General features: G+C 57.5%; 19 protein-coding genes. 8 read left to right on the top strand and 11 right to left on the bottom strand.

The features are described from left to right. From KORLAC_RS08145 to KORLAC_RS08125, 5 genes are all read right to left on the bottom strand, one after another. Positions 1–1118, bottom strand: a 1118-nt coding sequence (locus tag KORLAC_RS08145; RefSeq protein WP_068305316.1) for an OprO/OprP family phosphate-selective porin, incomplete at its 3' end; no start/stop codon positions are given. Between the two features lie 19 nt (positions 1119–1137). Then, a complete protein-coding gene (locus KORLAC_RS08140; RefSeq protein WP_241493389.1) occupies positions 1138–2619 on the bottom strand; it encodes an NAD-dependent succinate-semialdehyde dehydrogenase in 1482 nt (493 codons plus the stop codon). A 1-nt stretch (position 2620) separates the two neighbouring features. Further along, positions 2621–3994 carry an aspartate aminotransferase family protein gene (locus tag KORLAC_RS08135; protein ID WP_068305320.1) on the bottom strand — a complete coding sequence of 458 codons (1374 nt, stop codon included), beginning with the start codon at positions 3992–3994 and terminating at the stop codon, positions 2621–2623. A gap of 152 nt (positions 3995–4146) precedes the next feature. Further along, positions 4147–4851, bottom strand: coding sequence for an FMN-binding negative transcriptional regulator (locus tag KORLAC_RS08130; RefSeq protein ID WP_068305314.1), 705 nt, complete (start codon positions 4849–4851; stop codon positions 4147–4149). Positions 4852–4971: 120 nt separating this feature from the next. Next, entirely contained in the window at positions 4972–8214 is a 3243-nt protein-coding gene (locus KORLAC_RS08125; RefSeq protein ID WP_068305312.1) for an amidohydrolase family protein, read from the bottom strand. A 184-nt stretch (positions 8215–8398) separates the two neighbouring features. Between KORLAC_RS08125 and KORLAC_RS08120 the strand changes: the two genes are divergently transcribed. Next, positions 8399–9502: a PepSY-associated TM helix domain-containing protein gene (locus tag KORLAC_RS08120; protein ID WP_068305310.1), complete on the top strand. Its 1104-nt coding sequence runs from the start codon at positions 8399–8401 to the stop codon at positions 9500–9502. On the opposite strand, the gene KORLAC_RS08115 is transcribed toward KORLAC_RS08120, so the two are convergent. The 3 genes from KORLAC_RS08115 to KORLAC_RS08105 form a co-directional block, all read right to left on the bottom strand. Further along, positions 9499–10554, bottom strand: a complete 1056-nt coding sequence (locus KORLAC_RS08115) for a PepSY-associated TM helix domain-containing protein (protein WP_068305309.1) — start codon at positions 10552–10554, stop codon at positions 9499–9501. The genes KORLAC_RS08120 and KORLAC_RS08115 overlap by 4 nt on opposite strands. Positions 10555–10659: 105 nt before the next feature. After that, positions 10660–12765 (bottom strand): TonB-dependent receptor, encoded by a 2106-nt coding sequence (locus KORLAC_RS08110; RefSeq protein WP_420913273.1) that lies wholly within the window; start codon positions 12763–12765, stop codon positions 10660–10662. A gap of 280 nt (positions 12766–13045) precedes the next feature. Further along, positions 13046–13948, bottom strand: coding sequence for a right-handed parallel beta-helix repeat-containing protein (locus KORLAC_RS08105; RefSeq protein WP_068305305.1), 903 nt, complete (start codon positions 13946–13948; stop codon positions 13046–13048). Between the two features lie 242 nt (positions 13949–14190). Between KORLAC_RS08105 and KORLAC_RS08100 the strand changes: the two genes are divergently transcribed. The 4 genes from KORLAC_RS08100 to KORLAC_RS08085 all read left to right on the top strand — a co-directional run bounded on the left by KORLAC_RS08100 (position 14191) and on the right by KORLAC_RS08085 (position 19427). Then, positions 14191–15363: a serine hydrolase domain-containing protein gene (locus KORLAC_RS08100; RefSeq protein WP_068305304.1), complete on the top strand. Its 1173-nt coding sequence runs from the start codon at positions 14191–14193 to the stop codon at positions 15361–15363. A 37-nt stretch (positions 15364–15400) separates the two neighbouring features. Next, a complete protein-coding gene (locus tag KORLAC_RS08095; protein ID WP_068305302.1) occupies positions 15401–16789 on the top strand; it encodes a peptide MFS transporter in 1389 nt (462 codons plus the stop codon). Between the two features lie 82 nt (positions 16790–16871). Further along, positions 16872–17897 carry a LysR substrate-binding domain-containing protein gene (locus KORLAC_RS08090; RefSeq protein ID WP_241493388.1) on the top strand — a complete coding sequence of 342 codons (1026 nt, stop codon included), beginning with the start codon at positions 16872–16874 and terminating at the stop codon, positions 17895–17897. Between the two features lie 117 nt (positions 17898–18014). Continuing rightward, the gene (locus KORLAC_RS08085; protein WP_068305300.1) at positions 18015–19427 is read left to right on the top strand and encodes a P1 family peptidase; all 1413 of its coding nucleotides are present in this window, start codon (positions 18015–18017) and stop codon (positions 19425–19427) included. 15 nt (positions 19428–19442) lie between these two features. Here the strand turns inward: KORLAC_RS08085 and KORLAC_RS08080 are convergent, their stop codons facing one another. Then, positions 19443–20669: a serine hydrolase domain-containing protein gene (locus KORLAC_RS08080; RefSeq protein WP_068305299.1), complete on the bottom strand. Its 1227-nt coding sequence runs from the start codon at positions 20667–20669 to the stop codon at positions 19443–19445. A gap of 603 nt (positions 20670–21272) precedes the next feature. On the opposite strand from KORLAC_RS08080, the gene KORLAC_RS08075 reads away from it, so the two are divergent. The 3 genes from KORLAC_RS08075 (at position 21273) to KORLAC_RS18990 (ending at position 24757) form a co-directional block, all read left to right on the top strand. Further along, complete coding sequence (locus tag KORLAC_RS08075) at positions 21273–22778, top strand: NAD-dependent succinate-semialdehyde dehydrogenase (protein ID WP_068305298.1); 1506 nt, start codon at positions 21273–21275, stop codon at positions 22776–22778. Beyond that, positions 22778–24169 (top strand): aminotransferase, encoded by a 1392-nt coding sequence (locus tag KORLAC_RS08070; RefSeq protein ID WP_068305296.1) that lies wholly within the window; start codon positions 22778–22780, stop codon positions 24167–24169. The genes KORLAC_RS08075 and KORLAC_RS08070 overlap by 1 nt, the downstream gene beginning before the upstream one ends. 138 nt (positions 24170–24307) lie before the next feature. Then, positions 24308–24757 (top strand): GNAT family N-acetyltransferase, encoded by a 450-nt coding sequence (locus KORLAC_RS18990; RefSeq protein ID WP_338151966.1) that lies wholly within the window; start codon positions 24308–24310, stop codon positions 24755–24757. Between the two features lie 21 nt (positions 24758–24778). Here KORLAC_RS18990 and KORLAC_RS08060 read toward each other — a convergent pair whose 3' ends face one another. After that, positions 24779–25258 carry an Lrp/AsnC family transcriptional regulator gene (locus KORLAC_RS08060; RefSeq protein ID WP_068305291.1) on the bottom strand — a complete coding sequence of 160 codons (480 nt, stop codon included), beginning with the start codon at positions 25256–25258 and terminating at the stop codon, positions 24779–24781. 75 nt (positions 25259–25333) lie between these two features. Then, positions 25334–26382, bottom strand: a 1049-nt coding sequence (locus KORLAC_RS08055; protein ID WP_068305289.1) for an OprO/OprP family phosphate-selective porin, incomplete at its 5' end; no start/stop codon positions are given.

Here is a 26382-nt window from a genome sequence, read left to right as displayed (position 1 = left end):
CCCATTTGCATACGCATGCCAAAGGTGTTGCCTCTTTGGTGTGTGTCACCATCGGTGCTGAAGTCGGTAGCGCCAATCATCAGGCGCAAACTCTCTGTCGCGTACCAATTCAGGGAAGCAGCCCACGTATGACCATAGGTGCCCTGCCCCCTGTCCTGCAGGTCCAGGCGGCTATAGCGCACGGACACCTCCCACGCACCTGCGCCGTGGCCAAGGGGCTGGGCTGGCACCAACGCAGCAACGGTGCCGGATGCAGCGTCATAGGGCCGATGCTCCCCCGTCAGCACATAGCTGGCTGCGACATAGCCACCATCATAGGTGTAGGTCTCTGTGCCCTTTGTTCTGAGGCCGCCATATTCGGCCTGTATCAGCCAAGGGCCACGGGAGCCCGCCACCTCAATATTCGCATGCCGATACCGGTCTGCCGGGGTAAGGCTGCTTGTGAACACGTCATCCCCGTCCAGCCAGGCTTCTGGCTGTGCGGCTAGGGACAGCATGTCATCCTTCTCATTGCGGTGATAGACCGACAGCCCAACATGCAGGAAGCTGGTGCCTGACAGGATCGGTGCATAGGTGGCACGGACATGCAGGCCCCAGCCATCGGTGTCTTCGGTATCCTCATTCAGGTCATCAAGCGACACCCCTGTCTGCAGGCTCCAGCTATCGCCGTAGCTGTGAAGGAAGGCCCCAAGCTGGCCCCCTGTACCTACCTCAAAGGCGTCCGAGACCATGCTACGTTCCGGCAGGCCGCCATCGCGTTCGCTCGTGGCTGCAGACATGGTGTGATAAACCTTATAGTGACCAAGCGACAGCGATGTGTTTTCCGTCACCCTATAGTGCAGGTAGCTGTCATCCAGGCTGACGTTGCCGCCTGAGGGCATCGCCAGTTCCACCTGACCGCCCAGCCGGTCTGACACCTCAACCCCAACCCCGGCCTTCAGACTGCGCAACACATCCCCCGCCGACAACATCGGTGCACCCGCAGGGCTCACGTCCGTGGCGTCCAACTGAAGCTGACCGAAAAAATCAACCTCGGACGCCTTAGCTTCACCCGCCGCAAGCGTCAGACACCCACAAAGCGCGCAAGCGCTGACTTTCTTCTCTGTCGGAAAACGCATAAGAAAAACCCGGCTGCCGTTACCTGTTCAGACCGCCGATGCCGATATATTTAATCTCGACAAACTCATCGAGGCCATAGCGGGAGCCCTCGCGCCCAATACCGGATTCCTTGACGCCCCCAAAGGGCGCGGCCTCGCTGGACACGGTGCCTTCGTTCACCGCCACCATGCCGTATTCAAGCGCTTCGCTGACGCGCCAGATACGCCCCATATCCTGTGTGAACACGTAGGACGCCAGGCCGTAGGGTGTGTCATTGGCCACGCGAACGGCCTCATCCTCGTCCTTGAACCGGTAAAGCGCAGCAACGGGGCCAAAAATTTCGGTGTCCGCGATCGTCAGGTCGGGCGTGCCGCCGGTCAGGATGGTGGGCGGAAAGAAGGTGCCCTGCCCGTCCACAGCATACCCTCCGGTGCGCACCTCGGCACCGCAAGCCGCCGCGTGCCGCACAAGGGATTCCACCTTCGAGACCGCACCATCATTAATCAGCGGGCCCACGGTTGTCTCAGGCGCCATGCCATCCCCCAACGTGAGGGCCGCAACCCTGGCCTCCAACTTGGCGGCGAAAGCCTCATAAACACCGATCTGCACCAGAAAGCGGTTAGCACTGATGCAGGTTTGCCCGGCATTCCTGAATTTGGCCAGCATGGCGGCGTCGGCCGCCTGATCAAGATCGGCATCGTCAAACACGATAAAGGGGGCGTTACCGCCAAGCTCAAGCGACACTTTCTTGACCGTGTTGGCACAGTTCCGCATCAACAGTTTGCCCACGCGGGTTGAACCCGTGAAAGACAGCTTGCGCACATCCGGGTGGTCCGTCAGCGCTTTCGCCACCTCGGCCGGCTGGCTGCAGGTCACCAGCTTGATCACATCATCGGGCAAGCCCGCCCGTTTTGCCAGCAGCACAAGCGCCACTGCAGACAGCGGCGTATCTTCCGCCGGCTTGATCACGACGGTGCAGCCCGCCGCAATCGCTGGCGCCACCTTGCGCATGATCATGGCACTGGGGAAATTCCAGGGTGTGATCGCCGCCACAACCCCGATGGGTTGCTTGACCACCATCAGCCGCCGACCCGGGGCATTGGTGGGGATAATGTCGCCATAAAGCCGTTTGGCTTCTTCCGCAAACCAGGTGATATAGGACGCCCCGTGCAGGATCTCCCCTTTGGCTTCCATGAGCGGCTTGCCCATTTCAAGGGTCAGCAGCTGCGCCAGCTCGTCCACATGGGCCACGATCAGGTCGTGCCACGCCATCATGGCCGCGGTCCGGCTTTTTGCGGTTTCCTGGCTCCAGGCCTTGAAGGCGCCACGCGCGTCTGCCACAGCCTGACGGGCGTCTGCTGCCGTCATATCGGCAACCGTGCCCAGCACGGCGCCCGTGGCCGGGTTCTTTACATCAAAAGTGCTCGCGCCCACCGGCGCAGCATGGTCAAATACGTCCGTGATAAACTGCGGCCAGGACGCACGAGACATTGGGACGGTTCCATCTGCTGGTGCTGCCATGTCACATAACCCCAACGTCTGCGGCGGTCTGATCCAGGCTTTTCACCGCCTTTTCCACCAGTTCGTCAATTTGCGCGCGGGTGATGGTCAGCGGCGGGCTTGCCACCATTGATTGCCCGACAGCACGCATGATCAGCCCATTGTTCAAACAGTGGTCCCGGCATTTCACGGCCACGGCGAGATCTTCCTCAAACAGTGTTTTTGTGGCCTTGTCTTTCACAAGCTGGATACCCGCCAACAGGCCCGCGCCGCGCACTTCCCCCACCAGCGGATGATCCGCCACCGCATCGGTCAGTGTTTTACGGAAGTATGGGGCCGTATCGTCATGCACGGTCTGGATGAGATTTTCGTCTTTTATCAACTGGATGTTGGCAAGTGCCACGGCACAGGACACAGGATGGCCGGAATAGGTATAGCCGTGGGAAAACAGCCCGCCTTCCTGCAGGGTTTTATGTACTCGGCCACTGTAGGCCACTGCAGCAATCGGTAGATAGCCAGACGACAACCCCTTCGCCATGGGCATCAGGTCTGGCTGGATACCATAGGCTTCACAGCCGAACCAATGGCCCAATCGGCCAAAACCGCAAATCACCTCGTCCGCCACCAGCAGCACATCATACTTGCGGCAGATGCGCTGGATTTCCGGCCAGTAAGTGGCTGGCGGGTCAATCACCCCGCCCGCACCCTGGATGGGTTCACCCACAAAGGCCGCGACATTCTCTGGTCCCAGCTCAAGGATCTTGTCTTCAAGTGCCTGGGCTGCCTTCAGGCCAAATTCGGCTTCGCTCAAATCGCCGCCCTCGGCGTACCAGTGCGGGTGCATGATGTGCTCAAACCCCGGCAGCAATGACTTGCCCATGCCGTGCATCGCCGCCATGCCGCCCAGGCTGGTGGCTGCAAGCGTGCTGCCGTGATAGCCAAGGTTGCGACCGATGAAAATCTGCTTGTCCGGCTGGCCTTCCACTTCCCAGAAATGGCGCACCATGCGGATGATGGTGTCATTGGCTTCAGACCCCGAATTGGTGAAAAAAAAGTGGTTCAAATCCCCCGGCGTGATTTCCGACAGCACGCGCGACAGTTCAATCTGTGGCGGTGTGGCGCTTTGAAAAAACACATTATAGTAGGCCAGTTTCTGCATCTGCGCGTGTGCGGCATCAATCAGTTCCTGCCGCCCGTAGCCTACATTCACGCACCAAAGCCCGGCCATGCCATCGAGTATCTTGCGGCCCGATGAGTCTGTAATGTAAACGCCGTCTGCGTGGGTCACTACAAGTGGGCCCTTGGTGTCAAAATACTTCGGGTCGGTGAAGGGATGCAGGTGATGCGCAACATCCAGTTTCTGCCATTCATCGGTACCTCGTTCTACTGCAGCCATTGTGCCCTCCTTGTTCTGTTGTTCTCGCTGCCATGCCTCGGGTGTGCACCCCACATGGCTTTGTCCTTGTTTGAAATGATATGAAATGCGGCCCGTCACGCGGAAGGTGCGAAGCACACGCATGCCGGTGTGCCGGACGCACCGTCCTGCCCCTAAAGCGTGTCCAAGTTCGCTTGCATCAGCCGCGCAATATGCTGCGCCCCCGGCGCACCTTGTCCCCGCAGGCCGTCAATGATGCTTTCCATGTCGGCGCGGTCTTTTTCCTGGTTGAGCCGACAGATGCCCTCAATCGCCTCCACCTCCAAATGGAAGGCCATCACCATGGGCACATAGCGCTTCATCTGTTCAGGTGTCAGCGCGTCCATCGACCATGGCCGCTCCCCTTCGCGGCAGGGGGCCAATGCCTCCATATGGGCCACAGTGCGGTCGAGCACATCCAGCGCGCAGTCAGGCTCAGGCAGCAGCTTCAGCCGCCCACGCACCTGCACCGACACATAGCTCCAGGTTGGGGCCACGACATTCTTCCTGAACCAGCGCGGGGAGATATAGGCCCCACCGGTTGAAAAACTGACAAGCGCCGAGGCGCCGGCAATAATAGCATCACATTGGGGGTTCCGAACTGCCATATGCCCGGCCAGTAGCGGCCTGTCGACATCCAGCCGCTGGGCGCGAATAATAGGCGCCGCGGTGACTTGCTGATTGCCGTCGTGGGCTGTGAACACCTGCCCCACCGGGTTGGCTGCAATGAAGGCATACAGCGCCCCTTCGCCCTGCATGGCGTAATGTTCTGGCACAAAAATATCCTGCCCTGCATTATCCCACGATTTGAAAAGCGGTGTATCAGCCTCAGTCATCATCCAGCCTCCTGCATTGACATTCTGGCAGGATAGCCATTTGCAACAGGCTGCAAGAGACGCCTAATATGACAAGGGCGGTGACATCTGATCACCGCCCTCTCATCAGTTTGCCAAACCGGCCTATTGCCCGGCCCAGGCCTCGTTCCAGTCGATGCCGTTATAATCCGGAAGCTCCCAATAGAACTTGTTGCGCGGCCGGTCATAGTTGCCGATTTCATTCATCGTCAGACTGTCATACAGGCGGCCGTTCACCATGGTCAACGAGACACTGTCGCTGTTGTGAATATCCTCAAGCGGGTTCTTGTCCATGACAATAATGTCCGCCAACTTGCCAACTTCCAGCGATCCGATCTCGTGATCTAGCCCCAGTGTTTTGGCGCCATTGATGGTCGCGGTCCTCAGTACACGGTGCGGGGTCATACCCCCGGCAGCCATTGACCACATCTCCCAGTGCAGGGCCAGGCCAAAGACCTGCCCGTGTGACCCGGAGTTGATGATCACCCCGGCATCGTCCAGCTTTTTGGTGGACCGACTGACAGACCGGAAGCCAACATCCCACAGTTCAGGCGCGGCCTTCATGGTCGTCATGCTGCGCACATGCACCGGCGCTGAATAGGGTGTCGGAATGGCGCTATAGCCAGAGGTGGTTTCCTGCACATAGGCCTGAATCTTGGGGTTTTCCCACGCCCGCGTGGTTTCATACAGATAACTTTCGCCCATCATTTCCCCAAAGGTGACATTCAGCGTCGGCGTGTTGGCCACACCAGAGGCCGCCGCAAGCTGGACGATATCGTCATAATAGGTGGCCACCGGGATATTGTGCTCAAGCGCCATATGGCCATCCAGAAACACGCTGATATCCAGATAGAACTGGCTTTCGCCTTCAGCATCAATCATCAGGCCCTTTTCACGCCCTGCCTTCACAAGCTGCTGACGCGCACGCCGGGATGGCTGTTTATAGCTTTTCAAAATGCGCCCACCCAAGGCCCGCTTGCGGTCCATGGTGTTCAGCGCATCATCGTAGGTTTCGAGCGGCACAAAAGTGCCGTCCCCCTTGCCGGATCGGCCATAGATGACCTTGCCTGTGGAAATGAAGCGTGGCCCCACCAGCTTGCCCGCCTGCTGCATTTCAGTGGCGGCATAGGCTGTCAGCTCGTCGGTGTAGGGGTCATAATTGGTGGTGACGCCAAAGGCCGCAGCCGCATAATGGCTTGGATGCTTTTGCGGCATCAGCCCGCCATAATAACAACAGGCGATATGGCCATGCATGTCTACAAGCCCCGGCATCACGGTTTTGCCGGTGGTATCAACGATGTGCGTACCGTCCGGGATATCAACAGCGTCCACCGGGCCAACGGCCTTGATCAGGTTACCTTCCACCAGCACCGTGCCTACTGCGATCACGTCATCGCCCCTCATGGTAATCACACGCCCGCCCGTAAAGGCCACCAGCCCTTCCGGTTTGTCGGCGGGAACGGAAAGGGAAAGGTTTGCCATGTGGGTTGGCTTCAACCCGTTTTGAACGTCGGCGCGAAAGATATCGCTGCCCAGCGTCCAATAAAGGCTCTCGGAATCCGTAGCCCAACTAATGCCATATCCGCTTGTTTCTGTCAGCTTTGTCACCGGCATACTGCTGTTAGCGGAAGACAGTTCGGTCACCTGCCCGGTTTCCACATAGGGCATCACGAAATATTGGTGGTTTTCCTTGAAAGCGACCCAATTACCGTCAGGCGAAAGACGGATGTCCGACCGGTCAGCGGTTTTGGCAATGGCATGTACGCGCGCATCAAACCCGTTCAGATTCACGCTGACCAGTTCCTTGTCGCGGCCCGCCGGGCGCACAAAATACAGCCGGTCGCCACTGGCGGCATACTGTGGACTGATGGCCGCATCACCAATACGCACTGGATCACCGCCCCTTACGGCAACGCGGTAGAGGCCCGCCTTACCGCGGTAGCCACCCAGGCTTTTCCCCCCTTCATCGATCACAAAGGCCAGTTCCCGTCCATCTGGGGAAAACACCGGCGTGCGAATGGCACCGCGGCTGGCCGCCAGGTTGCGGGCCCGCTTCCCTGACGCATCGGCAACCATCAACTGGCTGCCCTTTTCGTCGTCCCACGCCACATAGGCCAGCTTTTTGCCATCCGCCGAATAGGCCGGTTCAAATTCAAACGCTGTGGCGGACGTCAGCCGTGTGGGCATGCCATCTGGCAACCTCTTCACCCACAGATGCCCCAGCGCATGAAAAACCGCCCTGCTGCCGTCCGGGGATACCTTCAGTGTTTGCGCGGATTTTACATCCACAGCCTCAGGTACCAGCGGATCAAAAAATTTCGGAGGCGTAATGATCGTATGGCTGCTTTCTGCCTCAAACGGGATGGGCGTGACAGCACCAGTTTTCATATTGACCTTAAAGAGCTTACCCTTGCCCCATATGGCCACATGTTCACCATCCGGGAACCAGTCAAAACCGGGGTAATAAACACCCTGCTGGTAGAAGTCCGCCTGCTGGTCCCGCGCCAGTTCATCATACACCGGCTGTTGTTGACCGGTTTCAAGATCGAGCGCGAAAAGCACTGTCTTGTCTTTCACCCGGCGCACAAACGCCAGGGTTTTACCGTCGGGCGACACCTGCGGTGACAGGGCGCTGCCGAAGCCTTTTACCAGTTCGACGGTTTCGCCGGTTTCCATATCCCGCCGCATGACGCCATAGTTCACATGGTTGGCCACCACCACGATGTGATGGTCCTCCAGCCGTTTGGTGTAATAGAGGTATTTGCCGTCAGGGGAGAAATCAGGTTCCTGCACGTCGCGCCGGTTTTCCGGCACGTCCACCAGCGTTGTGCCGCTGCCGCCCGAGACATGATACAGCCGGATTTCGCTTTCCCGCTGGGTCGCGAATGTATTGACCATGCTGGCCGTTGCAATATAGCTGCCATCTGCTGACCAAACGGGGTTCGCCAGCACATTTGTGCTTTCGTCCGTAATCATGCGGGGATTGCTGCCATGCGCGCCAATGGTCCAGATATTCTCGAACCCGCTTCTGTCGCTCATATAGAGGATACGACTGCCGTCGGGGCTGAAGGACGGCGTGCGGTCAATGGCGGGCCCCTGAGTGATGGCGGTTGCCTTGCCGCCTGTCGCGGGCATGGTGTACAGATCCCCCAGCAGGTCAAACACCAGCGTTTTACCGTCCGGGCTGACATCCACGCTCATCCAGGTGCCTTCTTCAAGCGTGAAGCTGACTTTTTTGGCTGGTTGGCCGGTATTTTCAACATCCCAACTATCAGCCGCCCACCCTTGTTCTGCGCTTGTAGCCAAGACCAGCATCGCGCCCGCGATAAGGATTGCTTTCCCGCTCATATATCTTCCCCTGTCATGTCCATTTGGCCCCATGATCGCCTGAAGAGCACCCTAGGTCCAGACGCCAAAAGGGCACAGCCGGGTGCCCCCGGTGCACCACCGGCACCGCCCCCCCCTTTCTTAACACCTGTGCGCCCTGCGCGGCATCCCTTACCGTTCACTGAACGGGAAAAGGGGAAATATCATGCGTGTAAAACCGACATCAGCCGCCCGCACACTGGGATACATTGGTTTGCTGACATACGCGGTGCTTCTTGGCGTACTTGCCGTCACGGGCGCCATGCAAGCCTATTATTATGAACTGGATGAATGGCTGAACCCGCAGTTTTACAACATGCCCACACGCGGCGGGGCCCAACACCCCGCTGACCTGATCAGTGCCCTTGAAAGCCAGATACCCGGAGCGCGCGTCTGGTATATGGAACAGCGCAAGGCCAATGGGCGCAGTGTGATGATGGCGGTAGAGCCCGCCTTTAACAGCGCCACCCAAACGTACGCCAACCTGCCCCACACCTATTATTACATGGACCCTGTCACGGCAGAAATTGTAGGCGGACGCACTTGGGGTGCCTGCTGTTTTGAACCCGAGAACCTGATGAATTTCACTTATGAACTGCACCGCACACTGATGCTGCCTAGCGTTTGGGGCCTTTACATCACCGGCGGTGTTGCCATCATATGGTGCCTTGGCCTTGTTGCCGCAGGTGCATGGGCACTGATGCGACGCCAAACGACCCACACCAAGTGGATGGCCACAACAGCCCTTATGATGACGCCGCTTGCCCTCAGCAGCGTCGCCATGAATTTGAATGATGAATTGTTCCGCCCGGTGGTGAACTGGTTCTCCCCCGTCAAACCAACAATTTATGGCGAATATGCTACCAAGGGCGCCACCGACCTGGGCACACGCGCCATGTCCTATCGCGACGCCTATGACAATGCCATAACGCTTGGCAAGGAAAACGGCTGGGCAACCCCGCCGGGAGAGCTGTTTTATAGCGGCATCTATAACTTCTATGGGTTTGGGTATGGCGTCAGGGACCCGCAAGGCATGGGCAATGACTGGGCTTTTATCAGCGCCGACGATGGGCGGCTTTTGCGGGCCCGCACACCGAGAGAAGGCACCGCGGGTGAAATCTTCACTGCCGCCCAGTTACCCATCCACAGTGGGCGCATTCTGGGCGGCTGGAGCCAGTTTTACGTGTTCGCCGTAGGGCTATTGATCACCTACCTGTGCTGGCGGTTGGGGCGGTATGCCATCTTGGGCCTACGCAAGAAAAAGCCTTAGCGGCGAAGCCACCAAAGGCGCAGGCCAAATACCATCATGGCCAAAAGCCACAGGCCTGTGATGATTGACAGCAACCGCCCGATAAGCCCAAATGTTCCACCGGTATGAATGCCATAGAAGCTATTCAGGAAGCGCTGCCCAACGGGTAACGCCAACGCGTCATAAGCTTTCAACACTTTGCCGTCCTGCGCATCTACATAGACAGTGGTTTCACCGTACAGGCGGCGCAGTTCCCCCGCCTGCAGCAAGCGAATGCGGTAATAGGGTTTTGTGCTGCTCGGCAAGGTGAACATGGACACTTTGGCCTGCGGGAACCGGTCCTGCGCGGCGGCTACTGCCTTCGCCAGGCCGACAGCGTTCAGATTGGGCACAGCCGCCACCTCTGGTGCGGGCTGGGGCGCACCAAATGGCACAGCCAGCTGGTCTTCCCACGCCAACAGCACGCCAGCCCCGACAAACAGCGTAGCCGGCACAATGAAGGCCAGACCCAGCGCCCGGTGAAAGCCGTACATACCCGCTGGCCCTGTTGTCACCCGAGGCCACGACACCGCCTTCTTCCAGGTGCCACGTTTGGGCCACGCCAGCTTTAGCCCCAGCATCATGTTGGTAAACAGAAGAAACCCGCTGACGCCCACGATGATGTGGCCAAGATCACCAGCCCACAGTTTGGCATGCAGTTCCAGCACCAGCTCAAACAAGCCAGCGTCCAAAATCTCGGGGTTGGAGGGCAATTCCCGGTGGACCATACCCTGCCCATCAATGCGCAAGACGCTATAGCTACCGCTCGCGTCTACCACATAGGCATCAAATGCCCCAAATGACCCGTTTGCCACATACGCAAACGGAACCCTGCTGCCAGGTCGGCCCGCCAGCATATTGGCGAGGCTCCCGTCAATGGCGTCAAAGTCCAGAGAGTATTCTGCGTCTGGCAGCGTCAGGCTGTCAATTTCCTGATGAAACTGCAGGGTCACCCCTGTCAGCACCTGCACAAGCCAGAAGGCCGCGACGGCAAGGCTGATTGCCCGGTGGGTTTTTCGAATGCGTTTTTTCACTGGCATCCTCCAGAAAAAAGCCAGCCGCCGAAGCCGCTGGCGAAAAGGGAACCACCGCCGCAAGGGGTTCTGGGAAGGGAGGAGAAGCAGCGGTGGCTTAGGGAATTAAAAGTCGAAGCCTACCTTCACACCAACTGTCCGTGGGCGGGTGCGGTTGGCGTTGTTCCAGCCGTGATACGGGTCGATATATTTGTTCACGTTGGTCAGGTTCTGTGCGAACAGCTCAACCGTCACGTTGCCCCGTGTCAGACCAAGGCGTGCGTCCAGAAGGCCGATCTTGTCAGAAAGCTGTGGCGTGTTTTCAGCCGGGAAGCTCGTGAGGTCCACATAGGGCATGCGATCCCGGTAGCTATAATCCACCCGGAAGAAACCCGGCATACTGTCTGACCAGCTGAAGTCATAACTCGCACCCAGCGTCAGGCTGAAATCTGGCACATAGTCGATCGGGTCACCCACCACATTCGCGGTGTCATCCGCGTTGATTTCGGTCACTTCCGCATCAATCACGGTGCCTGACGCGCTGAAAGTCAGGGCGTCGGTCATCTTCCAGGCCAGACTGGCCTCAATACCGCGCACCTCGGCGGCACCGACGTTGCTGATCAGCGACTGGAAGCCCAGATCACCGCCCAGGAACACCAGGCCACGCCGCAGCATGTCTGTATATTCGGTATAATAGGCCGCGATATCGTAATAGAGGGCACCGCCCGCTGCGCTGCCTTTCACGCCCAGCTCATAACTCCACAGGCTTTCCGGGTCATATTCCGGCAGGCCTGCCGAGTTGAAGCCGCCGCTGCGGAAACCTTTGGCCACGCTGGCATAGATATTGGTGTTATCACTGAGCGCATAACTCAGGTAAAAGCGCGGATCGACCGAATCGAACGTACCTTCCTGCACGGTCGCATTGGGTGCGAAACCGTTGGTTTCCGTCTGGTCATCCTCGAAATAGCGGATGCCCGCACCAATCTGCAGCGCGTCGGTCAGCTGGTAGGAAACATCACCGAAGACCGAGAAGGATTCAGACGTGTTGGCAGAGTAATATTCCTGATCCGCCACCACGAAACCGGCGTAATCATACTCGAAATAGGCGGTCAGCGACCGTTCCATATCGGTATAGAAGCCACCGATTGTCCACTGCAGCGGGCCGTCGCCTGTGGATGTCAGGCGCACTTCCTGCGAGAACTGGTTACCCGGATTATAGCGGTTGTCGTTGCCTGCCAGAATGCCTTCATAAATGGTTTCCGGCCCCCCAAAATAGGCGAATGGATATTGGTGATACTGGTCCGTGTAGCTGGTGGAACTAAGGAGATTGGCAAAGCCGAGATCGTAGGAGATCTCCAGGTTATAAAGCTCATAATCCCAGATTTTAGGGATCAGGGTTTTAGACGCGTCGATCGCAACAAACACAGTCCGGTCAGGCTGCTCGAAGCCCTGCCCCAGCTCATATTCCGCGTGGTAGGACACGAAGGTTGCCGTCATGTCCAGCGCATCAGTCGGCTTCCAGCGGGCCTTCACACGCAGGTTCGTCAGCTCTTCATCGTTGCCGTTCTTGATGCCGGCTTCAGGCTGGTCCTGCCAGCCACCGCCTGTTTTCACATTGGCCGCGATCCGCAGCGCGAATTTGTCTTTGACAATGGGAATATTCACCACACCGGTGGCATCCACGCCCATATCACCCGATTTAACGGAGGTGAGTTCCAGCCCCATATTGCCGCTCATGGCCTCAAGGTCCGGATCATTGGTGATATAACGCACCGCACCTGCCACGGCCCCCTGGCCATACAGCGTGCCTTGCGGCCCTTTCAGAACCTCGACGCGCGCCAGGTCCAGCGTGCGGGTGGGCAGCACGTCATAGCCCGTCAGCACCATGGGCACTTCATCCTGATACACGCTGACAAGCGCACCGCCGCCGTGGGCGTTGGCAATACCGCGCATAAAGATCTGATAGCTGCCAGGCCCGTCTTCCCGCATGGTCAAGCCCGGCACCGCAAAGGACAGGTCCTGCACGGTATCAATGCCACGCTCTTCCAGCTCAGCGCCGCTTAAAGTGGCGATGGCCATGGGCACGTCAATCAGACGTTGCTCACGCTTCTGCGCGGTCACCACAATTTCTTCAAACAGCATGTCATCACTGCTTGCTGCACCATTCTGCGCCAGCGCGCCAGAGCCCAGAAGCGCAACCGCCGACAGGCTTGTTAGAAGTTTACCAGACACTCTCATCATTTCCTTTTCCCCTCTGAGATAGGCAGAGAACCTCCCCCGGCTAACGCCCAGGCACTACCTGAAATTTCTTCACGCTTTAAAGTATGAAGCTGGGGCAGCGAAAGAATAGATGCCAATCGTGCAACAAACGGTGCGCATCAGTCACCGGCCTAGTTTTGCGTGTATTCCGGAGGAATATATTCATGTAAAAATTGCGACACAATCCGCTGTCATGCCGCCTGCCCGCTTCAATATAGTTTTTAATATTGATTATCAATATTAATTTTAACCCTCATCGACAGGACAGCCATTCGGCCGCGCCATCAACATGAATCTGCGCACCAATAGCCGTGCTTTCGTTGCCAGACAGCACCGATCGCCCAACCCTTATCTGCCCTTTTTCAACAGCCCGCACACCGTAAGGCCTGTTGCCCGCGATGGTGCTGTTTTCCACACAGATGCGCGCAGCACCGGTGGCATACAGCCCGTCGTCCTCGTTGCCAACAAATTGGGAATTTGAGATGACCGTCTGTGTCCTGTCATAGGCCGCAACACCTGCGGATTCACTATTTTCCACATGGGCGCCCTCAAGCCGCAATACAGCATCTTCTTCAAGCCAGATGCCCAGATGGCTGTCCAGAATGCGCAAGCCCCGCACCGTCAGGTGGCTGTTGCCACGGCCAGTCAGTGCCATTTTCTCAACATCCTGAATAGTGACATCATCAATGCTCACCATGCTGTCAATCAGGAAGATACCGTGCCCGTCATAGATGTTGTCTTCCTTTTCCAAAGCCCGAAACCCGATGATTTCAAGGCCTTGAATATGCAGGTTGCTACCTCTCGCCACAAAAGCCGAAGCATATAGGCCCATGCTGCCGTCAATCACCGCGCCGGATTCACCGGTGATCGTCAGGTCCTTGCCATCCAGAACCACAAAACCCCGAACGGAAAGGCTTTCTCCTTCATCACTGAAAGGGACATCCCTGTGGGCCTGGGGGTGGTATCGGCCAGCCCGCACAATAATGCGCGCACCCGGCGTTGCCGCATCAACGGCATCCTGAAGGGCTGTCGCGCCACTAAAGGCACAGCCCTCGCCCGCTTCCACGCATACATAAAGAGTATCATCGGCCCCGTTCACCCCCGTTGCCACCATCAACAACCCTGCCACCAGCAGCCCCCGCACATAGAATGCCATCGCCTTATTCTCCCTGTCATGTTTGCATCACTTGAAAGGCATTTTATCCCGCAGGTCCAACTGGCATAAGGTGCGATCCCAGTGGCACCCGGTGCGCACACCTCACCACCCTTTCCCCGCTTGGCACCTTCCGCCACGCCCTTTTCCCCCGCTACACTGCGGGTAACAATTGGCCGTTCCAGCAACGAAGGGGGACCTATGCAACCGTACACTGATGCCCACAAGAGAGGGGAGAAGCGACAGTGACAGAAGCGATTAAGCAGCTATTTGACGACCAGGCTGCCCAGCCGGAACTGGGATCGGTGCGCGATGCCTATTCAGGCCGATTGTTCCCAACCACCCAAATCCACACTTTCCGGAATATCGACAAGCTGTTCCCGACACGGGTGGTCGGTCGCGGTGACAGGCAGCCCAGGCCGCTGCAATACCGCCCCCTGCCCCTTGCTGACATGACGATTGAGACCGATCAGGGCGACTATGATTTTTATGATTATGTCTCCCGCAACCGGGTGACGGCGCTGTTGGTCACCAAGGATGAAAAGGTCGCGCTTGAGCAATATGAATATGGCAACACGCCGGATACACGCTGGATGTCTATGTCCATGGTGAAATCCATCAGCACCACGCTGGTGGGAGCGGCCATGCAGGACGGTCTGATTACCAGCCTGGATGATCCGCTGACCAAATATCTGCCCAGCCTGAAGGGCGGCAGTTATGACCGCGTCACCGTCCGACATCTATTGCAGATGACATCCGGCGTGCATTGGGACGAAACCCATACCGACCCGAATTCAGAACGTCGTCAGGTGCTGGAATTGCAGATCGCACAAAAGCCCGGCGCCATTCTGGACTATATGGCGTCTCTGCCCCGCGTAGCGGAACCCGGCACCCACTGGAACTACAGCACCGGCGAAACCCATGTGGTGGGTGAACTGGTGCGGGCCGCCACAGGCGAATATCTGGCGGACTATCTGTCGCGTAAAATCTGGTCTCGTTTGGGCATGGAAAGTGACGCCACATGGTGGCTGGAGGCCAAGGACGGCCTTGAGGTGGCAGGCAGCGGCCTCAGCGCTACGCTCAGGGATTATGCCCGTTTTGCCCACTTCATCATGAATGGCGGCGTGATCGACGGAGAAGCCATCCTGCCAGACTGGTGGGTAGCCGAGGCCGGGGCCTCCCGCGTGATCAACGGGCAGGACCTAGATTATGGCTTTATGTGGTGGCCTGTACATCCGCCCGCGGGCACCAATTTCGCTCCCGGCTTCAGCGCCCGCGGCATTTTTGGCCAATATATGTATATCAACCCAACCGAACGAATTGTCATTGTGGTCTGGAGCGCCCGCGCCAAACCGTTGGGGTCTGAAGTCATTCTCGACAATGACTTTTTCAATGCAGTGGTGAAAACGATACGATAAACAGACAAGGCCGGGGTACGACCGGCGGGGAAGTGGGATGCACGACAATATGACTTCAGCAGACGCCAGCGCCGATAAGGCCAAGCCGGTAATCGGGGACACCTTCATGGGGCACCCGAAGGGGCTGGCCTACATCGTTTTCACCGAGGCCTGGGAACGCTTTTCCTTTTACGGCATGCAGGCGCTTCTGGTGCTCTATATGGCCAGTTATCTCCTGCATCCGGGCACCATTGAAAATGTCGCGGCTTTTGCCGGGTTTCGCGTGTTGCTGGAAGGTATTTTCGGCCAGCTTTCCATTCAGGCCATGGCTACCCAGATTTTTGGCCTGTATATCGGGCTGATCTATTTCATGCCGGTGATCGGCGGCTGGCTGGGCGACCGTTTCCTGGGCCAACAGAAGGCTGTTCTTTTGGGCGCGGCCATGATGGCGGCGGGCCATTTCCTGATGGCGTTCGAAGCCGCTTTCCTGTTTGCGCTGAGCGCCCTGATCGTGGGCGCCGGCCTCCTCAAGGGCAATCTGGCTGCGCAGGTTGGGCGGCTGTATGCCAAGGATGACCAGCGTCGCGACACGGCCTACTCGGTGTATGTCATGTCAATCAATGTGGGTGCCGCTGTTGCCCCGCTGGTATGTGGCACGCTGGGGGAACTGTATGGCTGGCATTATGGCTTTGGTGCTGCGGGCATTGGCATGGTTGTCGGGATTTTCATCTATCTGGCCGGACGCCATCACTTACCCCATGACAGCGCCAAAATCGAACACGGCGATCAGCCCAAGCTGCAGCCCGGTGACGGCAAAACCATCGTGGCCATATTGGCCCTGTTCATCATCGCCGCCCTGTTCTGGACAGCGCAGACACAGGTTTGGAACACCTATCCTTTATGGATCAGGGGTCGTATTGACCGGGAGATCCTCGATATGCTGGTACCGGTTACCTGGTTTCAGGCGCTTGATTCCATTGCTGTACTGCTGTTGGCCCCGCTTGTGATGTGGTATTGGCAGCGTCAGCGTAACCGGGCGCAGGAACCCGGTGACCTGAGGAAAATTATCATCGGCTGCCTTGTGTTTACTGGCGCCTGTGTCTGGCTGGCGGCTGGGGAAACCTTGTCAGGCGGCTCGCAACTATCACTGATATGGCCCGTGGTGTTCCATTTTATCTGTGCTGTTGGTTTCCTGTATGTGGGGCCGATCATGCTGGCGCTGGTATCGCGCGCGGCACCAGAAGCTGTCAACGCCATGATGGTGGGGGCTTATTATCTGTCCCTCTTCTTCGGCGGCATGGCCAGCGGCTGGCTTGGGCGGTTTTACGAGCCCATGTCCGAGGCCGGTTTCTGGTTGATGCATGCGGGTATTGTAGGCGCTGGCGCGCTTCTTGTGTTCCTGCTGCACAAGCCCTTCACCCGGCATCTGCGGCTTTCACACCAATGACCTGTCACCAAACATCCACCCACACTTTTGACAGGCTTGACAGGGCGCTGCCCAGGCCCTCTAAATCCTGGGGCCTGGTGTCATGAATCCCCAGGCAGCAACGCAGGAAATATCCACAGTCGAGGCGGGGATGACAGCCGACAAGCCAAAAACAAAAGGATTTTCGGCAACATTGCCCTCGCGCAAGGCATTGCCGCCGTTTGAGGCATTGCGCGCCTTTGACGCTGTTGCCCGGCTGGGCGGCATTCGCAAGGCCGCACAGGGGCTGGAGCGGGACCACGCGGTGATCAGCCGCCATATCCGCACCATGGAGGCCTGGACAGGCGCCGTGCTGGTGGAACGCACACCCACCGGCGTCACGCTGACAGATCAGGGGCGGCAGTATCACGAACAGATTGCAACGGCCATTGATGCGCTGGCGAATGCCACGCTTGACCTGATGAAACAAAGCGATGAAGAAGCCCTTCAGATATGGTGCATGCCCGGGCTGGCGTTTCACTGGCTGACCGGCAAGCTGGGGGCCTTTGAAGCCGCTTACCCGAATGTGGCAATTGAAGTGCGCCCCACAGAAGCCAGCCCGGACCTGGCCGCCAACGAAGCCGACATCGATATCCGCTTCGTGCCGCAATATGGTGCCGATTTTCAGATACCGCAGGGCATCCGGCAGCTTGAACTTGCTTGCCTGCCGATCATCGGTGTCGCCAGTCCGGACTATGTGGAAAAGGCCCCACCCATTACCAAACCCACTGACCTTGCTGATCACCAGCTTTTGCATGAAGAAAGCTCTGAATACTGGCAGGACTGGTTGGCGGCAAACGGCCATAAATCCAAGGGCGAACTGACGGGCCCCCTGTTATGGCAAGGGCACTTGACTATGGATGCTGCCCGACATGGCCGTGGCATTGCCCTCAGCAACCGTATTGTTGCCGCGCGCGATATTGAGGAAGGCCGCCTGGTTGACGTTGGTGAAAGCATTCCGGCATTCAACGACAAAACGCTCGGCAAATATCTGTTCCTGGCGCGGGCCGACAGGTGGGACCTGCCGTCCGTTCGCCGTTTCCGCACGTGGCTGCACACCGCCATCGCCAAGGAACTGCCATCCAGCTAACGCCTTGGTGCATCAGGCGCACCATAAGGCACATGGTTATCGCCTTTGCGCGTGACCCAGCCAAGCCATAGGCTGTGCCGAAGCTTTTCAAAAAATATGGGACGACGGAGGAAACAGATGGCGGGAACCCCAAAACAACGAGAGAAACAAGTATCACACGCGCTAAAGGCGCTGCTGCTGAGCACGGTACTATGCCTGCCTGCATTCGCCGCACCGGTTGATGGCCAAAGCGGGCTGGAGCCGGTTTTGAATGCCGGCGACAATAAAATGACATTCGACTGGCCCATTCTGAAAGTGGGCACCGGTGAATATGTCGAGGGCCCTACTGGCGTGACGGTTTTTCATTTTAACCGCAAGGTCAATGTGGCTATTGATGTTCGTGGCGGCGGGCCGGGCACCGTGAACGCCCCCTATATGAATCTGGGCTATGACATGGCCGAACTGGATACAATCGTCTTCGCGGGTGGGTCCTGGTATGGGCTGGAGGCCACCACGGCCGTAGCCACCGCCCTTAAGGATGACGGCATCCGGGACGGTGATGCCTTCAGCCTGGAGCCCAACATCGCCATGTCGGTTGGCTCCATCATCTTTGATTTTGGCAGCCGCCGCCTGAATGAAATTTACCCGGATAAAAAGCTCGCGCAGGCCGCGTACCGCGCCGCCAAGACAGGGTCTTTCCCGCTGGGGGCGCAGGGGGCCGGCCGGTTCGCGAAATCTGGCGGGATTTTTGGCTGTAATGCCTTTTCCGGTCAGGGTGGTGCCTTCCGTCAGGTCGGCGATGTCAAGATCGCGGCCTTTGTGGTGGCCAACCCGTATGGCGCCATTACTGACCGCGACGGCAATCTGGCCGCCTGTTATGAGGGTGAGTCCTGGCCTGGTGGTGCGAAAATCGCCGACCTGATGGCCGATTTCCCCAAAAGCCGGGACAATGACTGGGAAGGCAAGGAAGCCTCGGGCGCCAGCGCCAAGAACACCACTATCAGCCTGATCGTAACCAATCAGAAAATGACCCCGGCTGAACTGAAGCGCCTTGCTGTTCAGGTTCACACATCGATGGCGCGCGGCATCCAACCCTTCGCCACCCTGTTTGACGGTGATGTGCTGTATGCTGTCTCGACGGCCGAGCTTGAAGAGCCCGCCTTCTGGGGCCCAGACCTGGGCCTGCTGGCGTCAGAGGTAATGTGGGACGCCCTGCTGGCAAGCGTGCCTGCACAACCCGAGATTACTACGCCTGACTTGGGCCTGACACCCAGCGGCGAGCAACTGGCAGGCTATGCGGGTACATACCAGTTCAGTCGCTTCGCCAGCCTGAAGGTCCATGCTGATGGCGGCAAGCTGTTTGCCCGCGCAAACGGCAAGCGCAAGGTGTATGGCATCACCCATGATGCAGATACGGAACTCTTGCCCATGTCAGACGGCGCCTTCACCGCGCCGGGCCGCTATCCGCTTACCTTCAGGTTTGAGGGTGACGGCACGCTGGTGATCAACCCGGGCCATTGGCAGCAAACCGGCACCCGCAAGGAACAGTAACCGAACGGGCGGCCCTTATTGGGCCGCCGCAACCTCCCCCGCCCCATCTTCCGACGCAAGTTTATCCGCCACCGCGCGGAAAAACTCAATCGTCTCGCTCATGGACCCGCGTTCGTCCATAAAGCCGAGGTCGGTGGAGTTTTTAACGATCACCAGGTTTTCTGGCTGGTTCACATAAATATATTGGCCGTAAACACCGATCGCCAGGAACTCGCCCTTACGCGCGGACCGGCCCAACCACCAGTGATAGCCATAGCCCATGATGTCAGGCCCGGGTGTGACATGGTCGGCGTGCGGCACCATTGACTCCCTGACCCACTCGACGGGCACCAATTGGTCACTACCCTGTCTGCCATCCCGCAACATCAACCGACCCAGGCGGGCGTAATCACGGGTGCGCAGGCTGATGCCGCCAAGGGCAAAAGCCACCCCTTTTTCATCCAGCAGCCAGTGCCCGTCCGCTTCCGCACCGATTTTTGACCACAGGTGTTTTTCCATCAGGGCCGGCAGTGTCTGGCCAGTCGCTGCGCGCAGCACCATGCCCAAAACATGTGTATTCATGGAGACATAGCGCCATTTTGTACCGGGTTCATGTGCCTGCTCGAGCGATGCTGCCAGCTCATCCAGCGAGCCGCCAAGCGCCATCAGGCGGCCCATACGGTTAATGTCGGAATTAAAGTCACTATAGTCTTCGTTCCAGGCAATCCCAGACGACATCTGCAACACGTCCTCAACTCTAACCCCTTCAAATCCCGAACCTTTCAGGGACGGCACATAGTGATCAACGGTTTCATCCAGATTGATGCGACCGTCGGCTACAGCGTGGCCCATCAGCATGCCCACAACCGACTTGCCCACCGACCATGATGCCCGCAAGTCGTCTCCTGTAGTGCCTTGATAATACTGCTCAAATCGGACTTCATCGTCCTTGAGGACAAAAAGTGCGGTCGTGGCGCGCCGCTCAAGAAAGGCCTCGGTGTCCACACCCTCACCCTGATACGAGAAGCGTTCCGGCAAGGCCGTCAGGTTTTCCGTGAAGGTCATCGTCGGACCGGATTTGCGTATCGGCGCGACAGGGAACACGTGGTCCATATGGGAAAAATTATGCACCACCCGGTCTGGTAGGAATAGGTTGACCGTGGCCTCCAGCCGGACAACCCGATCCCAGTTCAGGGCTGTCCAGCCCCCACCAATCACCAGAAGCCCTAAAAAGCTTAATCCTATCCATTTCAAAATGCGCATACAGTCCCCCTTCTCTTTCGCTGCAATGAAAAGAGGGGAGTAAACAGGAAACCACAGAGCTGTCAGAGCCGCCAATGCCGCACCATCCGATGCGTCACAGGCACCAACCCCCAATGATCAGCCACTTTTGGCGAAGGGCTGACCTTGGCTATATAACCTATCAAGGCCAGCCATACAGAAAAGACTTGGTGAGTTCTTGTGAACTCTGTCCGGTCCATTTCCAGCTATTTCTGAGAATGCACAAGAGAGGAGTGGCGGGCCCGAAGGTGCGAATAAAATCAAATACTTAAATTGTCCAACCTGACCCGAAGCTGTTTTTCAGATAAAAAACCACCACTGCTCACCTGCATATGCCCGATATGGTGCGCGCCGACCTGTGGATGAATACGACCTGCATCTTTCCAATCGAGACCCTACGACCGGCTGCCAACGATCCTAAGCTAAGCGATACCCCGCTCCTTGAATGGCACAGACTTATGCTGCAGCCAGTCATTTCTCCATACGTTTATTCGCCAAAATGGGGCGTAATCAGAGAATTCCGCCTGCTCCCTGAGGTTAGCCTGCTTGTGTGTCTTGATTCTCACACAAACGGTATGGAGCCCTATGACCAACACGCCTCATATACTGCAGCACCTTCGCAATGCTGCGCTTCTTGATCATCCCCTGTTTGCTCCCCCGCAAGAAGGGCTGGATGTTACTGATCCAGCCACAGGTGTAACGCTCGGGACTGTTGCCAACAAAACAGCCGATGATACCGTGCAGGCGATCAACCATGCCGACACCAGTCTTGCCGCATGGCAAGAGCTGGGGACTTACAAGCGGGCGGATATCCTCCACCGTTGGGCTGACCTGATGGCAGAAAACAGAAATGACCTCGCTACCATCATCACGCTGGAGCAGGGAAAACCCTTTTCTGAATCAAAAGGTGAGATTGACTACGCGCTCTCATTCCTTCACTGGTTCGCTGAGGAAGGAAAGCGCCATTACGGCGAAACCATTCCATCACACAAGGATGGCGCACGACTGCTGACTTTGCGCCAACCGATTGGTGTTACAGCTGCTATTACGCCCTGGAACTTCCCATCTGCCATGATCACCCGCAAAGCTGGCGCCGCACTTGCCGCCGGCTGCAGCATGATCGTGCGGCCCGCGACAGAGACACCTTTTTCCGCCATTGCGCTACAGGTATTGGCCGAACAGGCAGGCATACCTGCCGGCGTTTTCCAGACCCTGACAGGGGACCCCGAACCGATTGTGGGTATGCTCACAAAAAGTGACACAGTACGTGCCCTCAGTTTCACGGGATCGACCGCCATCGGCAAAATGTTGGCCCGCCAAAGCATGGACACATTAAAGAAAATCTCCATGGAACTCGGCGGTCATGCGCCCTTTATCGTCCTGCCCGACGCAGACCTGGACACAGCCGTTGATGGGGTAATGGCAGCCAAGTTTGCCACATCCGGGCAGGACTGTTTGGCCGTCAACAAATGCTATGTGCCCGATAACCTGTATGACGCTTTTTGTGAAAAGGTCACTGTTCGGGTTGCTGCACTTAAGGTTGGCAACGGCATGGAAAGGGGTATCGATATTGGCCCACTCATGCATGCGAACGCGATGGCCAAATGTGAAGCTCACGTCTCGGATGCTGTGGCGAAAGGAGCACGGCTGGGCTGTGGCGGATGCCGGCTAAACGATAAAGGCCCAACCTTCTTTGCGCCCACAGCCCTTCTGGATGTCACACCAGAGATGACCATTCATCTTGAAGAGACATTTGGCCCCGTCCTGCCGGTCAGCCGCTATACCGACCTGCGCGAAACAATCCGCGACGCGAACAACACTCCGTATGGCCTCGCCGCTTATGTGTATGGCCGGGACATGGCCACCTTGTGGCAGGTTGGTGAACACCTCCAGTACGGCATGGTGGCGATGAACACCCCATCCTTTACCGGCCCCCCGGCACCCTTCGGAGGCTTCAAACAGTCGGGCCTTGGACGTGAAGGCAGCCGGTACGGCATCGATGAATATACCGAGATGAAATACATGTGCCTTGGTGCCCTATCTGCGGATGCCCTGTCTCTCGGAACGCTCTCAATCAATGGAGATACCTGATGACGACGATCAACGATCTTGACCGCAAAACCCTGGTCCACCCTTTCACCGACCTCGCCGCTCATGATACAGGCGCCAGTCCTTCACGCGTGGTAAAAAGAGGCAAAGGCATCCGCATTTACGATACAGACGGCACAGAACTTGTGGATGCTTTCTCGGGCCTTTACTGCGTTAACATCGGATACGGCAACGAAGCAGTGGCCGATGCCATCGCAGCGCAAGCAAGGGAACTGGCCTACTATCATGCCTACGCTGGTCATGGCAGTGAACCGTCAATCAAATTGTCGGAAGAAATCCTGAACTGGTACGGGCCCGGCATGGCACGTGTTTTCTATGGCCTGTCGGGATCAGACGCAAACGAAACCCAAGCCAAGATCGTATGGTACTATAATAATGTACTGGGCCGGCCGGAGAAAAAGAAGATCATCTCCCGCTTGCGCGGCTATCATGGAGCCACCGTCATTTCCGGCAGCATGACAGGCCTACCCTTTTATCATACCGCGTTCGACATGCCTTGCGGCCCCATTTTGCACACCACCAACCCGCACCATTATTTCGAAGCCGAGCCGGGCATGACTGAGACCGAATTCTCCAAAAAATGTGCGGCAGACCTGGAGAAAATGATCCTGGATGAAGGGCCGGAAACCGTGGCTGCTTTCATCGGAGAACCCATGCTGGGCACAGGCGGCATCATCACTCCTCCAGAAAATTACTGGCAGGAAATTCAGGCGGTTCTCAATAAATACGACATCCTGCTGATCGCAGATGAGGTTGTATGCGGGTTCGGACGCACGGGAGAGAATTTCGGTTCGCACCTGTATGGAATGAAACCGGACCTGATAACCATCGCCAAGGGCCTCACCAGCGCCTATCTGCCGCTGTCTGGGTCAATCGTTGGCGACAAAGTATGGAACGTGCTGAAAGAAGGTTCAGAGAAGTTCGGCCCCTTCAGCCATGGCTATACCTATACAGCGCACCCACTGTGTGCCGCCGCCGGGCTTGCCAACCTGAACGTCCTAAAAGAACAAAATATCGTGGCCAATGCCCGTGATGTTGGCGCCTATTTCAATGCCGAGCTCAGGAAGGCGTTCAGCCAGCATCCGCTGGTTGGGGAAGTCCGCGGCCAAGGCATGTTGGGCGCTATCGAGTTTGTAGCGGACCGAGGAAAAAAGGAACGTTTTGACCCTGCCCTCAAGGTTGGTGCCCGCATGTCAGCGGCGGCCCTGAAGCGGGGCATCATCGCTCGTGCGATGCCCCATGGTGATATCCTCGGGTTTGCCCCGCCCCTGATCACCACAAAGGGCGACGTGGATCATATTGTGCGCAATGTCGTTGATGGCCTGAATGAAGTATCCGATGGCCTGGTTCGTGAAGGTGTCAAAGTTGCTTAAAAACTCACCGGCGGCGCCCAATCTCATTGGGTGCCGCTGGTTTACAATGCGCCAACCTCCATGAGAAGGTAACAACAATACCCCCCTTTGGGGAGCTCCTGATTCCGCGCCAACATAGAAAAGAGAAGACCCTTGCCAGTGATTTCCGTTCGCCAAGCCAAAACCACAGACACAGACCTGGTCGCGCACTTCGTCCATGCACTACTGGAAGAACTTTCTGATGGGACCCCACCTGAAAGCGCTGTCATCCTTCGAAATACGGAGAAAGTGCTCAAGGAACCGAGTGTTATTGCAATGATTGCATATGCACACGAAAAACCTGTCGGCGTTATGGTCCTGAACGAATGTGCGGCCATATACGCAGGCGGTCGATTTGCAGAAATTTCGGAACTGTATGTATTGCCTGAAATGCGGTCGCAGGGTGTTGCGCCACAGCTACTGAAGGCGGCAGTCGCAGAAGCCGCCAACCGAGACTGGAAACGCATCGAAGTCGGTGCACCGCCCCAACCTGCCTGGAAACGCACAATGAATTTCTACCTGCGTAATGGGTTCACCGAAGTTGGCCCCCGCCTCCGAAAGGTGATCTGAACGGACACAGGCAGGTCAAGCCTACAGTGTCACGATCTCCGTCAGCGGATAGCCACTGTATTCCTTCACCGGCTTGGTGACAAAATGGCTATAATATTCATGGATGCCGATGTTGCTCTCAAGCAGGCCTTCCATAAAGGCCTGATAGTCTTCGATGCTGTGTGCAACCACCTTCAGGATATAGTCAATACCGCCCCCCAAGGCATTGCACTCCAACACCTCCGGATACCGTTTTATGTTGCGCTCAAAGATGGTGAAATCCGCAGCCCTGTGGCTGCCCAGCGTGACAGTCACATACACAAGTGTAACCTTGGCCAACTGTGACACATCCACCTTGGCGTGATAACTTTGAATAAGACGCTGCTTTTCAAGCCGTTTCAGTCGTTCATGACACGGCGTAGGGGACAGGCCAACCACTTCCGATAGCTTCACCCGTGTCAAACGGCCATCCCGCTGCATCGCTTCCAATATCGCGATATCCGTCTTATCTACCTTAAACATTCCTGTTCCCAGCTTGTTTAACAATCACACGCACCTGCCGTAGAAGCAGCAGCAAACAGCGGCATCCAAAACACACTACCAGCCCATTTGCATACGCATGCCAAAGGTGTTGCCTCTTTGGTGTGTGTCACCATCGGTGCTGAAGTCGGTAGCGCCAATCATCAGGCGCAAACTCTCTGTCGCGTACCAATTCAGGGAAGCAGCCCACGTATGACCATAGGTGCCCTGCCCCCTGTCCTGCAGGTCCAGGCGGCTATAGCGCACGGACACCTCCCACGCACCTGCGCCGTGGCCAAGGGGCTGGGCTGGCACCAACGCAGCAACGGTGCCGGATGCAGCGTCATAGGGCCGATGCTCCCCCGTCAGCACATAGCTGGCTGCGACATAGCCACCATCATAGGTGTAGGTCTCTGTGCCCTTTGTTCTGAGGCCGCCATATTCGGCCTGTATCAGCCAAGGGCCACGGGAGCCCGCCACCTCAATATTCGCATGCCGATACCGGTCTGCCGGGGTAAGGCTGCTTGTGAACACGTCATCCCCGTCCAGCCAGGCTTCTGGCTGTGCGGCTAGGGACAGCATGTCATCCTTCTCATTGCGGTGATAGACCGACAGCCCAACATGCAGGAAGCTGGTGCCTGACAGGATCGGTGCATAGGTGGCACGGACATGCAGGCCCCAGCCATCGGTGTCTTCGGTATCCTCATTCAGGTCATCAAGCGACACCCCTGTCTGCAGGCTCCAGCTATCGCCGTAGCTGTGAAGGAAGGCCCCAAGCTGGCCCCCTGTACCTACCTCAAAGGCGTCCGAGACCATGCTACGTTCCGGCAGGCCGCCATCGCGTTCGCTCGTGGCTGCAGACATGGTGTGATAAACCTTATAGTGACCAAGCGACAGCGATGTGTTTTCCGTCACCCTATAGTGCAGGTAGCTGTCATCCAGGCTGACGTTGCCGCCTGAGGGCATCGCCAGTTCCACCTGACCGCCCAGCCGGTCTGACACCTCAACCCCAACCCCGGCCTTCAGACTGCGCAACACATCCCCCGCCGACAACATCGGTGCACCCGCAGGGCTCACGTCCGTGGCGTCCAACTGAAGCTGACCGAAAAAATCAACCTCGGACGCCT

It is taken from the genome of Kordiimonas lacus (genome assembly GCF_001550055.1).
GTDB lineage: Bacteria > Pseudomonadota > Alphaproteobacteria > Sphingomonadales > Kordiimonadaceae > Kordiimonas > Kordiimonas lacus.
This window is presented reverse-complemented; position numbering and strand designations above follow the sequence as displayed.